Annotated in this window: 13 protein-coding genes; 2 read left to right on the top strand and 11 right to left on the bottom strand. The window is 48.6% G+C overall.

All coding sequences use genetic code 11. The features are described 5' to 3' along the window. Nucleotides 1-140 precede the first annotated feature (140 nt). The gene (locus tag ACEW9O_RS08415; protein ID WP_373549703.1) at nucleotides 141-1871 is read right to left on the bottom strand and encodes an amidohydrolase; all 1731 of its coding nucleotides are present in this window, start codon (nucleotides 1869-1871) and stop codon (nucleotides 141-143) included. Between the two features lie 255 nt (nucleotides 1872-2126). Here ACEW9O_RS08415 and ACEW9O_RS08410 point away from each other — a divergent pair, with 255 nt between their 5' ends. Beyond that, the gene (locus ACEW9O_RS08410; RefSeq protein ID WP_373549702.1) at nucleotides 2127-2582 is read left to right on the top strand and encodes an N-acetyltransferase family protein; all 456 of its coding nucleotides are present in this window, start codon (nucleotides 2127-2129) and stop codon (nucleotides 2580-2582) included. A 237-nt stretch (nucleotides 2583-2819) separates the two neighbouring features. On the opposite strand, the gene ACEW9O_RS08405 is transcribed toward ACEW9O_RS08410, so the two are convergent. Together ACEW9O_RS08405 and ACEW9O_RS08400 are read right to left on the bottom strand one after the other, a co-directional pair. Further along, nucleotides 2820-3353, bottom strand: coding sequence for a GAF domain-containing protein (locus ACEW9O_RS08405; RefSeq protein WP_373549701.1), 534 nt, complete (start codon nucleotides 3351-3353; stop codon nucleotides 2820-2822). Nucleotides 3354-3398: 45 nt separating this feature from the next. Next, the gene (locus tag ACEW9O_RS08400; RefSeq protein WP_373549700.1) at nucleotides 3399-4016 is read right to left on the bottom strand and encodes a DUF2306 domain-containing protein; all 618 of its coding nucleotides are present in this window, start codon (nucleotides 4014-4016) and stop codon (nucleotides 3399-3401) included. A gap of 194 nt (nucleotides 4017-4210) precedes the next feature. On the opposite strand from ACEW9O_RS08400, the gene ACEW9O_RS08395 reads away from it, so the two are divergent. After that, nucleotides 4211-6022: a serine hydrolase gene (locus ACEW9O_RS08395; protein WP_373549699.1), complete on the top strand. Its 1812-nt coding sequence runs from the start codon at nucleotides 4211-4213 to the stop codon at nucleotides 6020-6022. A 15-nt stretch (nucleotides 6023-6037) separates the two neighbouring features. Here the strand turns inward: ACEW9O_RS08395 and ACEW9O_RS08390 are convergent, their stop codons facing one another. From ACEW9O_RS08390 to hypF, 8 genes are all read right to left on the bottom strand, one after another. Beyond that, complete coding sequence (locus ACEW9O_RS08390) at nucleotides 6038-6271, bottom strand: DUF433 domain-containing protein (RefSeq protein WP_373549698.1); 234 nt, start codon at nucleotides 6269-6271, stop codon at nucleotides 6038-6040. 220 nt (nucleotides 6272-6491) lie between these two features. Further along, nucleotides 6492-6767, bottom strand: coding sequence for a transposase (locus ACEW9O_RS08385; RefSeq protein ID WP_373549697.1), 276 nt, complete (start codon nucleotides 6765-6767; stop codon nucleotides 6492-6494). 336 nt (nucleotides 6768-7103) lie between these two features. Continuing rightward, entirely contained in the window at nucleotides 7104-7733 is a 630-nt protein-coding gene (locus ACEW9O_RS08380; protein ID WP_373549696.1) for an urease accessory protein, read from the bottom strand. Nucleotides 7734-7782: 49 nt separating this feature from the next. Beyond that, a complete protein-coding gene (gene hypE, locus ACEW9O_RS08375; RefSeq protein WP_373549704.1) occupies nucleotides 7783-8820 on the bottom strand; it encodes a hydrogenase expression/formation protein HypE in 1038 nt (345 codons plus the stop codon). Nucleotides 8821-8842: 22 nt separating this feature from the next. Continuing rightward, nucleotides 8843-9946: a hydrogenase formation protein HypD gene (gene hypD, locus ACEW9O_RS08370; protein ID WP_373549695.1), complete on the bottom strand. Its 1104-nt coding sequence runs from the start codon at nucleotides 9944-9946 to the stop codon at nucleotides 8843-8845. Between the two features lie 181 nt (nucleotides 9947-10127). After that, on the bottom strand, nucleotides 10128-10580 hold the full coding sequence (locus tag ACEW9O_RS08365; protein ID WP_373549694.1) for a nuclear transport factor 2 family protein: 453 nt from the start codon (nucleotides 10578-10580) through the stop codon (nucleotides 10128-10130). A 116-nt stretch (nucleotides 10581-10696) separates the two neighbouring features. Beyond that, complete coding sequence (locus ACEW9O_RS08360) at nucleotides 10697-12037, bottom strand: flavin monoamine oxidase family protein (protein WP_373549693.1); 1341 nt, start codon at nucleotides 12035-12037, stop codon at nucleotides 10697-10699. Beyond that, nucleotides 12034-14319: a carbamoyltransferase HypF gene (hypF, locus tag ACEW9O_RS08355; protein ID WP_373549692.1), complete on the bottom strand. Its 2286-nt coding sequence runs from the start codon at nucleotides 14317-14319 to the stop codon at nucleotides 12034-12036. The genes ACEW9O_RS08360 and hypF overlap by 4 nt, the downstream gene beginning before the upstream one ends. Nucleotides 14320-14325 lie beyond the last annotated feature (6 nt).

The raw sequence follows: 14325 nt of genomic DNA, 5'->3' as shown, positions 1-14325 counted from the left end.
ACCGCAGCGACTTAGACCTAAAAGGCCGAACAAGTCGCTGCGGTAGCCCACTTCTAAAGTCTTAAGTCATGTATTCTTAACTCTTCACTCAAAACCATCAAAAAAGGCCTTAATTGATTGATAATCAAATTACCTCAAGCCTATTTTCTGCTATACTTCTCCTTCCCCCCAACCACAGTTTTCAGCACCTTCGTGGCCAGAATCTCCTCGTCCTGGCATTTGATCAAGTCCTTATCCAGCACCACAAAATCCGCCAGCTTGCCTTTTTCCAGCGAGCCTTTGTCCTTCTCTTCAAATGCTGAATATGCATTCGCCATGGTATAGGAATACACCGCCTCTTCGCGAGTGATTTTTTGTTCAGGGAAAAAAACCAGGCCACTATCGGCGCGTTTGCGGGTTACCGCAGCGTAAAAAGATTGTAGTGGATCCACATCTTCTACCGGAGCATCGGTACCATTGGTCACCACTGCACCTGCATCCAGGAGTGAGCGCCAGGCATAAGCCCCTTTACGGGCGCGGTCTTCCCCGAGGCGTTTGACCACAAAAGGTGCATCTGAAGTGCAATGCACCGCTTGCATGGCCGCGATTACGCCCAGTTTTTTAAAGCGGGGAATATCCTCAGGGTCCAGGTGTTGTGCGTGTTCGATCCGCCAGCGCAGCTCTTTGCCCTGAGGGTCTTTTTTCAATTCGCCCTCCATGATGTCGAGGCAAACGCGGTTGGCGCGGTCGCCGATGGCGTGTACACAAAGCTGGAGTTTGTGCTCGCGTGCCATTTGCGCAATTTTTTTCACCTCATCAACCGAAGTGGTGTTTTGACCTTCAAAATCAGCTTTATCTTGATACGAGCGCAGCAACCAGGCTCCAAACGAGCCCAACGCGCCGTCCACTTCCGACTTGATGCCATTGACCGTAAAATAATGATTGCCCAGGTTGATCCAAGGAAAACTGTTGAGTTTGCCTTCCATGTCTTTGGAGGAATGGCGGATCATCGCCCAGAGGCGCACATCAAATTTGCCAGCCTCGGCCAATTCTTTGTACCAGTCCAGATCTTTAAAACTGGATCCCGCATCCTGGAATGAGGTGATTCCTTTGGCCAGGCACTCTTTTTGCGCCAGTTCAATGCCTTTCAGCCATTGTTTTTTGCGGTCTTCCTCAGATAAGGTTTCTAGGTATTCCTGATACACTTTGTAGATCACACGCATGGCGCGTTCTTCAAACACTCCGATGGCATTGCCTCGGTCGTCGCGTACAATTTCGCCGCCAAGAGGACTGGGTGTTTCGGCGCTCACGCCCGCCAGATTCATGGCCTTTTCATTGGCAAATAAGCCGTGGCCACTGGCATGGCTGAGCAAGACGGGGTTGTTGGGAGCCACTTTGCTCAGTTCATCGTGGTAGGGATAACCCAGCACATTGCGATCGGGCGTACTCGACCATTTTTCCTGGTGCCAGCCGCGACCAATGATCCACTCGCCGGGTTTGGCGGTTTTGGCGCGTTCGGCTACGGCCTGGACAATTTCCTCCCAACTTTTGGATTTGAGGAAATTCAAGTTGATCAAACTTTGCCCCAAACCTGAATAATGCCCGTGCCCTTCAATAAAGCCGGGCATGACGAACTGGCCTCCGAGATCGACCGTTTTGGTATTGGGGCCTTTCAGTTTTTCAATTTCGGCATTGCTGCCCACCGCCAAAATCCGTTCGCCCAAGACCGCGATGGCTTCCGCATTGGGATTTTTTTCATCCACTGTGTAAATGTTACCGTTGGTAAAGATGGTATCGGCTACCTCTTTTTTTTGGCATGCCGAAAACAAGCCACTTAGTAGCAGTAGTGAAAAAAGTGTAAAAGTTGTGGTTTTTTTAATCCGTTTGAACATGTTTACAGTTTTGATTTGGAAAGGGAAAATTACCTATTAAGTTTGTTTGCTGTAACTGCGCAAGTCTGATAGACTTGTTGTAACGGGAGACTGCTTGGCTCAAAAATGGTCTTTTTTCCCTGCTTTTCGTTTATTTTCTCGTCCGTAGCGCTGCTACGCACTCAAAAATAAGCCTCAATCAGGAAAAAAATCCCTAATTTTTGAGCTCAAGCGCTCCCATTACAACAAGTCTAATCAATTTCAATCAAAAAAAATATGGAAATCATCATCCGCAGAGCCACCCACGCTGATTTGAACGCCATCCACGATTTGGTCCGCGATCTGGCCGTATATGAAAAAGCTGAAGAAGAATTCATTGCCACCATTGAGGAGTACGAGCGTGATTTTAGCAATAGCGTTTTCCAGGCCATCGTCGCTGAAATGGACAATCAGGTGGTGGGCATGGCTTTGTACTACGTCGCTTATTCCACCTGGAAGGGCAAAATGCTCTTTTTAGAGGATTTTGTGGTGAAAGAAACGCATCGCCGGTATGGCTTGGGCCAAAAATTATTTGATGCTTTTCTGGAGGAAGCCCGCAATCAAGGTTGCCGCATGGTGAAATGGCAAGTTTTGGACTGGAACGAGCCCGCCCTGCGCTTTTACCGCAAGAACGACGCCATCATTGAAGAGGGCTGGTGGAACGGAAAAATCTTTTTGTCAGAAAATTTTTAAAAAACATTAAAAAAAAATCCAAATCGACAAAGTTTGGCACGCTATTGGAATATTAGATAAACATCTCAACCGATTAAAGATCTAGTGTTTCATAGTGTGTGGGGGGGAGTTGCCGATTTGGAAGCCCCTCCATTTTTTTGAATTTGTTTTCCTCGAAATATAAAACAGTTTTAAGGGCTAACTGTAATGTACCAAGAAAGGGAGTAGGCAACTGCTCCCTCTTTTTTTGTCCTTTACTCAATCCAGTGCCTCCCGCCGAAAATGTCGCTCCATTATTTTTTCCAAATAGAACTGGTCTAGTGCATCAAATGAGTTGATTTGGGTACTATCCACATCGTATACTGCGATCAATTCACCTTTGCCGTCAAGTACTGGCACCACAATCTCCGAGGCCGAATTCGGATCACAAGCGATGTGCTCGCTGCCTTGCGCCAGCGCATGAACATCGCCCACCAACTGCGTTTTTTGCTCGCGCGCCGCTCTGCCACATACTCCCCGGCCAAATTCGATGTGCAAACAACCCAAAGTGCCTTGATAGGGCCCTACCGAAAGCCTGCCATTTTTAACCACATAAAAACCAGCCCAATAGTAGTACGGTAAATAGGTTTTGAGCACGGAGTTGATCGTCGCCATTTTGAGAATACGGTCAGTTTCTCCCTCCAGATTGGCATCAATGGCTACTACGGCTTGTTCGTAAGCGGCTTTTTTGGCCTCTGTGTCAAGATTGAGCGAAGGTTTGATGAAATAGGGCATTTCTGCGGATGCGGACATGGTGGTTCTTTTTGCAAGAATACAAAAACAAGGCAAAAAAGTTCGTTAAGCCAGGCTAGGTTTTGCACGCCTAATGATCAATTCCGCCACCACTAAATTAGGCACCCAACTGAGCCAGGCAATAATCGGATAAGCGATGCTGAAACTCATGCCCAAAGCACCCAAAAACAGGGGCATCCACAAACGCAGGGTCACCGCCCCAAAACACAGGGCGTAACTGCGGGTCATCCAGTTTTGGTGTTCGGCAATGTCTCGCTTTTTAATGGCCAGAAAAGCCTTGGCCGTAGTGTAGAGCCACAAAAAGCCCAAAGCGGCAAAGCCCATTTGTGCCCAAACCCCAGCACTGGCGGCAAAGGCGATGCCAAATCCTGCAACTCCGCTCAACATGACCGATGCTACGTAAACCTTGCCCAAACTGCGGTGCAAAGACAAGTGTTTTTGCCGCAAACTGGATAAAAATTGCGTACAGCCACTCAACAGCGCCAAGCCACCAAAAGTAATGTGGGTGTAAAACCCGACTTGCCACAAACGATTGCCTAATAACTGCGCAGATTTGGAGTTCATCAAACCATTGCTCATGTCAAATAGGAAGTAAACGAGCGGGTACAAACCAATGGAGATGGTAAAAAAGAGAAAGATAGGAGTGAGTACTCTTGATTTCATAAGCATGTGTTTACCTCCAGATGTAAGAATCGAGCTTATCCCCCTAAAGATAAACCTGAATTTGCAAGCGCAACAAGTTTAAACAAAACTAAAACTCAATATAGTCTTTATTCTTTTGCGCCCAAATCATGATTTGAAGCGCCCACACAACCCATTCGTTGTAGGTTTGAGCATCATTTTAATCCAATAGCTACATGCAAAAAAAATTGAACTCCCTGAGCCTCTTGCTGCTTTGCTCAGTAGTACTATTTGGGCAAGCTGCCTCGGTAAAAACCAGTATCAAAAGTGTCGAAAATGGCCTCATCCCCTACGTGCCCGTGCAGGGTTTCCCCGCCTGGAATATCTATGAGCGGATGAAGCATTACAAAGTGCCCGGCGTCAGCATCGCAGTAGTCAACAATTTTAAGCTGGAATGGGCCAAGGGTTATGGCTTGGCGGATACCTTGAAAAAAACACCAGTTACTCCCCAAACGATGTTTTCAGCGGGTTCCATCAGCAAGTTGGTGATGGCAGCGGCGGCCTTCCAATTGATCCAGGAGCAAAAAATCAGCCTGGACGAACCCATCAACCAGTACCTCAAATCCTGGAAAATCCCGGAAAATGACTACACCCGCCAAACGCCGATTACTCTGCGTATGCTTTTGAGTCATACCGCAGGCACTTCCCAAACTTCTTATTTTGGCTTCACCCCTGACAATAAAAACCTGCCGAGCATCCTCGACATTTTATCTGGCCAACCCAATGCCGAAAGTCGGGGCGTGGTGGTCAACAGCGAGCCAAAAAAGGAGTTTCGCTACTCGGGCGGCGGCAGTATGATTGCCCAAATGGCACTGATGGATGTGAGTGGTGAACGGTTTGAAGCCTTGTGTGACCGAGTTTTGTTCCAGCCCTTGGGCATGCCCCAAAGCACCTTTGCGCAGCCCCTACCCTCCAAGTTTCAGGCGCAAGCGGCCTGGGGTTACTCCTACGCATCCTGGTACGAAGGGATGCCCTACGTGTATCCTCAGCAAGCCGCCGCAGGTTTGTACGCCACACCCAGCGATCTGGCCCGGTTCCTCATTGAAATCCAACAAGCTTTGCGGGGGAAGGGAAAAGTGCTGAGCCCGGCCAGTGCTCAAACTATGGTAACGCCGGTAGCGAAAGTATCCGAAGGTGGTTTTCGGGAAGAAATCGGCGTCGGGCCATTTTTACTCCAGCGCATCGACAATCAGGATCCGCAAGGGCGTTATTTTGAGTTCACGGGGGTAAATGCTGGTTTCGTAGCCTACCTGATTGGCAACATTACCGAAGGCTACGGCGCAGTCATCATGCTCAACACGGGAGACGATTTTAATGGCCTGGGCAAGGAGATTCGCCGGGCCATTGCCCAAACTTACGGCTGGCACAATTTTTTACCGCCAGCAGTTCAGCCGAGCAAATGGACGAAGGCTGAACTGGAGCGGGTGGTAGGTCGCTACCGACTGGGCCCGGATGAGGTGATGTCCTTCCAAAGAGAAGGAGACCATCTGATCCAGGTCATCAACTCTGGTTCGCCGATTCCTTGTTTCCCCATTGCCAATGACAGCATTGTGCTGACTGATTTTAATGTCAAAGCGCATTTCCGCTTCGATTCGCAAGGTCGGTCCAGCTCCTTTCAGTCGGCTTACCAAACGAATCCCATCCTCCGCATGGCCGCCGACGAGTTCACGCCCACGGAATTGATCAATGCCCAAAGGCTGCCAGAGGCCAAAGCCCTGATCCGCACGCAACAACTCAACGTGTATCAAATCACCTACAAAATTTACGAATTGCTGAATCGCAAACCGGTAGGTAATTTTGCGGCAGCAAAAATGTTGCTGGAACTGGCCGAGGAGCAACACCCTCAATCGGCGATTGTGTTTGCCCGTTGGGGGGATTATTACCTTAAAATGCAGGATCGGGCGGCGGCCATTCGGGCCTATGAAAGGGCGAATCAGTTGGATCCGAGTGATGAGGGGGTGGTGAAGGTTTTGGGGAGGTTGAAGTAGAGGGCTGAATCATCATTATGCCCTTACTTTAGTCTCAATGATGATCTCATTTTCCATCCAGCGTGAAGCATAAAGCACCGCCTCCTGTACCCCTTCATAAGGCAGGTGCGGAAACTCCTCAACAATATCTTTGATACTAGCTCCCGAGGCCAGCCATTCCAGGATCAACTGCACACTGATATGGCTACCTTTGATGATGGGTTTGCCACTCAAAATTTCAGGATCAGAAACAATATATTGGAACTCCATGTGGCTGTTTTTTCCCAAGCTAAGCTCTTTTTAAAATTTATGCAAATGAGGAATTGGCCTGGCCCCAACGCTACCTCCTCGTCATTGGGTGATGCTTCCAGTTTAAAAACAACCCACTTCTGCATCTATCATCTTGTAACCCGCCGCTTAATCGGCGGGATTAGGCACACCCCTACCCTCACATCTATCATCTTTTCCAGAGCGCGCATCAAATCATCTTTTAGCCCAGCGTCCGGATGAATCCATATTTTTCCATAAAAAGCTGACATTCTTCCTCAAAAGTCTTTCTCCGATGGTGTTCTTCCTGCTTTTTCAGGTAATTCCGCACCATCTCTACTTGCGATTGTGAAACTGAAACCGCATAATAATCATCCGCCCAATCAAAATCGGGGGTAAATAGTCTTTGTTTAACCGCATAAGAAGAGCTTCCACCTTTAAGCAACTTCATTATTTGCGCAATGTTCTGATCACAGGCCATTGAAATTAGGCAATGCACAGGGGGATTTTTTTGATGTAGCCTCCGGAAAAGATGATAGATATGAGGGGAGGGATACGTTTAGGCCCGCCGATAAAGCGGCGGGTTACAAGATGTTAGATGCAGGTTAGGAATTCCACCAGGCGAGAAATCATAAAAAAAACGGACTGCCACGTTGGTCTGGCTTGCATCTCAAAAATACCCCCCTCAATCCAACCAATCATACCACCAATTCGGCACCTTTGCTTCAAAGCTCGCAAAATGCCCTTTCCGGTTGTATTGATTCTCCTTGTTGTACACGACCATTCTTCGGTAGCATTTGGATGGCCTTGATTTAAAAAGCTGAAAAGACAATACTCACCCCCCCATCAAATTCTCCCAAATAACTTTCCCTCCCACAATCATACACAACAACGAAGACAGCAGCGTAAAACGCCAACGCCAGGCCCCAGCACCCGCAAGTTTTTGTGAAAAAGGTAGGATAAACACCCCCGAAGCCAGCAACATCCCGGCAATGGAACCAAGCCCAAACACCAGCAGATAGAGTACTGCGGGTATGGCCTCTTTGATTTCGGTCATGACCAATAAAACCAGGGCTCCACTTCCAGCCAGGCCATGCACCAGGCCCACTCCATAAGCCAGACGATGGTCATGCGCTTGCAAGTGATGGTGTTGGTCGGCGTGCCATTTTTCGTGTTCCCAGGTTTTGCGGATGCGTTGGATGCCCAGCACAACCAGCATCACCCCTACCCCGGCCTCGAAGAAATGAAAGGTTTGTTCGGAGATGCCCAGTTTGGCCAAAATCATCAAAACGCCAATGATCAGGATGGTTGACGTATGCCCAAGTCCCCAATAAATCCCATCTTTGAGCGCTTCCCAAAGCGTTTTGCGCCGGGTCACAATGTTGCTCACCGCCAACAAGTGATCCACTTCAAAGGCATGGCCAAAACCAACTACAGCTGCAAAAAACAAAGGAAGCGTAAGCATAAAAGTCGATTTTAGCTCTGATGTGAGGGAACGATATAAATGAATAGTTTCAACAAATTCGGGGCAATTGCTCACCCAAAGGCATGTTCACGACCCTTTTTCCGCCAATTGAACTGTGCAGAATGACTTGTTTCGGATGCGCGGCGACTACCTCACCGATGATGGCAGCCTCTACTCCATTTTCATCTGCACGCAGCATTTCCAAAGCGGCATCCGCTATTTCTGGGGCCACGAAGGCCATAAAAATACCTTCATTGGCTACATACAAGGGATCGAGGCCCAATAATTCGCAGGCACCGTAAACGTCTTCGGCGACGGGTAGTTGTTTTTGCCAAATTTCTACACCCAGGCGGGTATCGCGGGCCATTTCATTGAGCACTGTAGCCACCCCGCCACGAGTGGGATCGTGCAACAAGTGGATTTTTTCGCCAAACTGATCCAGCAAACGGGCTACGGTATGGTTGAGGTTGACGGTATCACTTTGGATTTCGCTGTCGAATTGCAGGCCTTGCCGCAAACTCAGGATCGCGATGCCATGCGCAGCAATGTTGCCACTGATGAGGATGCGATCACCTACCTGTACCCTGGACTTACTGATTTGGGCCTGTGGGTGCAGGGTGCCGATGCCAGAGGTGTTGATGAAAATTTTATCCCCTTTGCCACGCTCGACCACTTTGGTATCACCCGTGACGATTTGGACGCCAGCGCGCTCGGCGGCAAACTTGATGCTGACCAGAATTTCCCAAAAATCCTGCATCATCAGCCCTTCTTCGAGGATAAATGCCAGGGACAAATAACGTGGAATGGCCCCACACATCGCCAAATCATTGACCGTGCCATTGACTGCCAATTCACCAATGTTGCCTCCAGGAAAAAAGATCGGCGACACCACGTAACTATCCGTGGAAAAGGCCAGCGGCCCTTGCAAACTGAAGGTGGCGCCATCGTGGTGCTGATCCAGGTATTCATTTTTCAACAGGTTAAATACCCCTGTCTCCAGCAGTTTGTTGGTGAGCAGCCCTCCGCTGCCATGCCCCAGGGTAATCACCTCAAAATCGAGCTGAGGCATGGGGCATTGCAATTCCATTTTTAGTGTTTCCATTGCGTTGTTATGCAGGTATTGCTTCCATAGCCTGTGAAAAATGGTAATACGCGGCGCAGGCTCCTTCGCTGGATACCATTGGTGCGCCCAAAGGCATCTGAGGGGTACAGCCGCGACCAAATTGAGGGCATTCCTGCGGCTTTTTGATGCCTTTCAACACCAGGCCCGCAATACATTCCTCACTTTCCGCTGCCTTTTCGATGTTGACATTGAACTTGATGTTGGCATCATAAGCAACATATTCCGGGCGTACTTCGTAGCCACTCATAGGAATCACGCCAATGCCGCGCCACTCCCGGTCTGCAATGGTAAAAATGCGCTGGATGACTTTTTGGGCTTCGGGATTTCCATCGGGTTTGACTACCCGGCTGTACTGGTTTTCCAGCTGATGTTCACCTTTTTCCAATTGGCGAACAGTCATCAGGATGCCTTGTACCAAATCCACGGGTTCAAATCCAGTCACAACAATCGGAATTTGAAATCGATCTACCAGTGGGAAATACTCGTCGATGCCCATGATGGCACAGACGTGCCCTGCCGCTAAAAAGCCTTGAATATTGGAATCAGGATCGTTCATCACCGCTTCGATGGCGGGTGGAACCAACACGTGAGAGGCCAGAATCGAATAATTGGGCACCCCGGCCCGCTGGGCATGGATGACCGAAAGGGCATTGGCGGGAGCAGTAGTTTCAAAACCTACGGCAAAAAAGACCACCTCTCGGTCTGGGTTTTCCTGGGCAATCTTGACGGCTTCCAGGGGTGAATACAAAATCCGGACATCGGCGCCGCGTGCTTTGGATTCCAGCAAACTGCGTTTGGAGCCGGGCACCCGAATCATGTCGCCGTAAGAGCAAAGGATTACCCCTTTTTCTTCAGCCAGGTACGCCGCTTTGTCAATCAAATTGAGCGGGGTCACACAAACCGGGCAGCCGGGGCCATGCACCATCTGCACTTCAGGCGGCAATAGGTTCAAAATTCCATTTTTGACCAGACTATGGGTTTGACCGCCACAAACCTCCATGATGGTCCAAGGGCGAGTGACCGTATGCCGAATCTCTTCAAGGTATTGGGCAACTAAATCCGCATCACGGTATTCGCTGATGTATTTCATAGGGAAGGCAAAATTTATGGACAAGCGATCTAAATATTGCTACAATACTATTCGATCTAATTCTGCCTAACCATGATAAAAATCAGTGTTTTGTCCCTATTCTTGGTGATTTTGCTCGTTGAAAAGGGAGGTTGCCTAAACGTTTTTCCCTCAAAATTTCCAAATAAGAAACATTGAATTGCTATTTTTTCTCATCCGGTTTGGGGTACGGCCGCCAGGTGTAACTTTTTTGTACGATTTTCCAGGAACCCTGGTATTTCATCAGCAAAAAATAGTCCGTGAAAATCCGCCAATTGGGTACTACTATTTCAGCTTTGGCGGTAGCAGCATCTTTTTCATAATCGATCGAAATGATGCGCCCAATGCGGTTGGCTTTTTCTCCTGGTTTAAAACCTTTGATGTAAGCTTCTCCGGAACGCGTCATGAGGGTGTCCGCAGTTACGGTGTACAAATTGAAGTTGGGGTGGAAGGCTTTGCGCAGGCGTTCGGGCTCTCCATTGGCGGTACCTTCGATGTAATCCATGAGGGTAGCGGTGATTTGCTCGAATTCAGATTTGCTGTTTTCGACCTGGGTTTGAGCGGTTAAGCCGCTACAAAGCATCAGGCAGATTGCCAGGATTGGGAGTGATTTCATCGTCGTGGTGTTTTGAATGGTCAATTCAGTAAAAACTGTGCTGAAAAATACAGCACTAGTATCGAAGTGCTTATACAAAGGTTGGAAAACAGTCGATTGTGTGGGTTAAAGGTGAATTATTGCAATGCAATGATTTTTTCTGCCTCCCGAATTCCACTCAAATACGCACCATGAGCAGTGGAAAAATAATCGATCTCCGTATGCTCGCCCGCAAAAAAAAGACGATCGTTGACTTCTTCTGCCAAATCGTCAAAATGCCGCATTTCTGTACCAACGGCGGTGTAGGAATAAGCGCCAAAGCTGTTTTCGTTGCTGTCCCATTTGGTGCGTAGCAAATTGCGCGGATTGGGGATGTTGTTGCCATAGATGTCTTTAAGGTGAGCCATGATTTCATTGGTCACCTGGGCATCACTCATCGATTCCGTGGATCGGCCATATTCGGCATACGCGAAGGTCATCAAAGCGTTGACGGTGGGATGAATTTTTTTGACATTGACAAAGTAATTGAACTTGTCAGGGGTTTCAGGAGTGTAAGAAATGAATTGTACGTCGTCCCAAAAGGCACGATCCCAGGTGAGCAGAAATTTGTTCACACAATTCATGCCTACTTTCTGAATAGCCGTGTGTTTGGTGGTAGGCAATGCGGGTATAAACTGTATGCTGTTCTTTTTTAAAACGCCCAAAGGCACGGTTACAATCACATAATCGGCAGTACTGATCTTTCCGTTGTGGCTTACCTGCACTTTCGTTTCGCTGTGATCTACTTTACTTACGCGTTGATTCAGCTGGATGTTTAGTCCCTTAGCCAGATGGTTGGTGATGGTATCGTAACCATTGGTGGCAATTTTTTCCACCCCGCCAAATTCCTCTCCTTCATTGTAAAGCAGTGAGGATAACTTATTGAGGTCACCCGTATCAAAAGTGATATAGGTAGAGAGAAAAAACTTCCAAAGGCGATCGTTGGCATAGGTGGGGTATAGCTGCTTAAAAACGGTTTCGAAACTCTGTGTGGCACTGCCTTTTTTCGTCAAGGTGTCCAGTATTTCGTACAACTTGTCTTCAGTGTCGTCATATACTGTAGTGCTGCGCAATACGCCGCCGACGTCGTACGATTTTCGGCTTTCATCTACCGTTTCAAAAGTCTTCATGCCCGCTTTTTGAGCCAGATCGCTGATGGGATTTTTCTTGACGCCATGAATCCAGCTGGCGCCTTCGTCAAAGGCAATACCAAGACTGCGATTGCTGCGCAGGCGGCCACCTGTTTTTTCCTGGGCTTCGAGTACCGTTACCTGAAAACCTCGTTCGTTTAGGGTTTTAGCGGCAGTTAGGCCAGAGATACCTGCTCCAATGATGATGACAGATTTGTTGGGAAACATGGCTTCTTTTTGGCAGGAAGTGAGCAAGGTAGATGCGCTGAGTAGTAGGCTGGCCTCTTGGATGAATTGACGTCGTTTCATGATTGATGAGCGTTTATTTTAGGATTATGCAGCTGCCCAAACACCACCAACTGCCCCAGTGCAATCCCCTCATCGTTCGGCGAAACCTCCTGATGAAAGTAAAGCTGAAACCCTTGCAATTGACTCAGCGCCAAATCCACCAGTAAGCTATTCTGCCATACCCCTCCCGAAAAGGCAATGCGTTGTATTTGTACATCTTTGGCTATCTCATCAATAAGATGAATCAAAGACCAATGGAATTTGAAGGCAATAAAGTTGACAGCTAGTCCATTTTTCAAATCTTCTAAGATTTGTAAGAGCAGGCCTTTAGTAGAAATGTGTTCTCCAAATACATATGGGGCTGGCATGTTGTGCTCAGCCCGCCAATACGTCCAGGCCAGTTCTTCCAGTCGCAGAGCCGCTTCCCCTTCATAGGTTTGAACATCCATAACGCCCAATAAAGCCGCCACCGCGTCAAAAATGCGCCCCATGCTGGAGGTCTGTACCACGTGTTTTTTCTGCCACAACACTTGATAATTCGCCCATTCCGTAGGGCTGAATTTAACTTCCAGAATCGGATCCGGCCCCAAAATGGCCAAAGCTGCAAGCCGGGGTTCGCGGGCCATTTTATCCCCCATAAAATACGGGAAGTATTGAAAATGGCTTTTGCGGTCAAACTGCTTTTTGTGGTACATAAAAAACTCACCGCCCCAAATCTGGCCATCTCCACCCAGCCCTACCCCATCCCAAATAACCCCGAGCACAGATTCTGATTGTTCCAATAAATCATGCTCTGCTAAAACGGCGCCAAAATGGGCTAGATGGTGTTGAATGGTTACGACGGGCAGACCCCTAGTTTCGGCGATTTCTCGCCCCAATTGACTGGAAGCATAAGCCGGATGTAAGTCCACCAAAATACAAGTGGGTTCCATTTGCAGAGTAGTCAGTAAGTGTTGTAGGGTGTGTTGGTAATTTTGCTGCGTATCAAAATCCTCCAAATCCCCCAGGTATTGTGACAAGTACAGGTTGTTTTGATGGGTAAAAGCAAAGGTACTTTTGAGCAGTGCGCCCATCGCCAATAGGCCATTTTGTGGTTGAAAATGGGGCAAAAGCAGGGTCGGTGCCAAACCACGCGAGCGGCGAATTACAATTTTCTGCTGCGATATCGGCGTGAAGGCCAACACAGTATCGTCCTGCGGCACCACAATCTCCCGGTTATGCAAAAGGATTCCATCGGCAATCCCACCTAATCGTTCCAAAGCTTGCTCATTGGTATACACAATGGGCGCATGGCTGAGGTTGCCACTGGTGGCCACCAAAGGGCGGCCCAAAGCGGTACTGATCAACTCCAACAAAGGCGCATAAGGCAACATCACCCCCAAACGGCGCAGGCCAGGTGCAAGAGCGGCAACTTGAACACCGCTTTTTGGCTGCGGTTGTAGAGGTAAAAGCACAATCGGGGCCACCGGGCTTTGCAGGGCAGCGGGGGCTTGTGAAGATACAATCACATCAGATGCCAGGCATTCCAAGTCGGGATACAACAGTGCAAAAGGTTTGCTGAGGCGTTGTTTGCGCTGCCGCAATAAGTGGATGGTGTTGGCATTGGTGGCATCCGCCAAAAGCAAAAAGCCACCGATGCCTTTCACTGCGACTATTTTTCCGGCGTTCAATGCTGCGATGGCAGTTTGTAAGGCTACTTCATTGTTTTCCGATGTATCGTTTTCACCCTCAACATATTGCAACTGGATGCCACAGGCTGGGCAAGAATTGGTCTGCGCATAATAGCGCCGATTCAGTGGATCGTCGTATTCCGCCTGGCAATTGGGACACATCGGAAAATCCCGCATGGTGGTCAGTGGCCGATCGTAAGGCAAACCCGTAATGATGGAATAACGTGGCCCACAATTGGTGCAAGTGATGAAGGCGTACTTGTAGCGAAAGTTTTGGGCTTGGTGCAGTTCACTTTTACAATCGGCACACAAGCCAAAATCGGGAGTCAGCAACAATTGAGGGGTGCTAAGGTTTTCACTGGCAATGATCCTGAAATCGGGAAAGGTTTGAGCTGCTAAAATTTGCTGATGAACGGCGGTGATGCGGGCCAGGGCAGGTGCTTCGGCTACGATCCGCTGGGCAAACTGCTGAAGGGTGCCTTCCGCTCCATACACCTCAATGTGCACCCCATCCACTCCATTGTTGACCCAGCCTTTGAGCCCCATTTCCAGCGCCAGGCGGTAAACAAAGGGACGAAATCCTACACCTTGTACTTGTCCCTGGATGTGCAGGTGCAGCGCTTGCTCGTGCATAAGTGA

The sequence above is a fragment of the Haliscomenobacter sp. genome (assembly GCF_041740695.1).
In the GTDB taxonomy this organism is placed as follows: Bacteria; Bacteroidota; Bacteroidia; order Chitinophagales; family Saprospiraceae; genus Haliscomenobacter.
The sequence above is the reverse complement of the archived record's forward strand: the minus strand, read 5'-3'. Positions and strand labels throughout refer to the sequence as shown.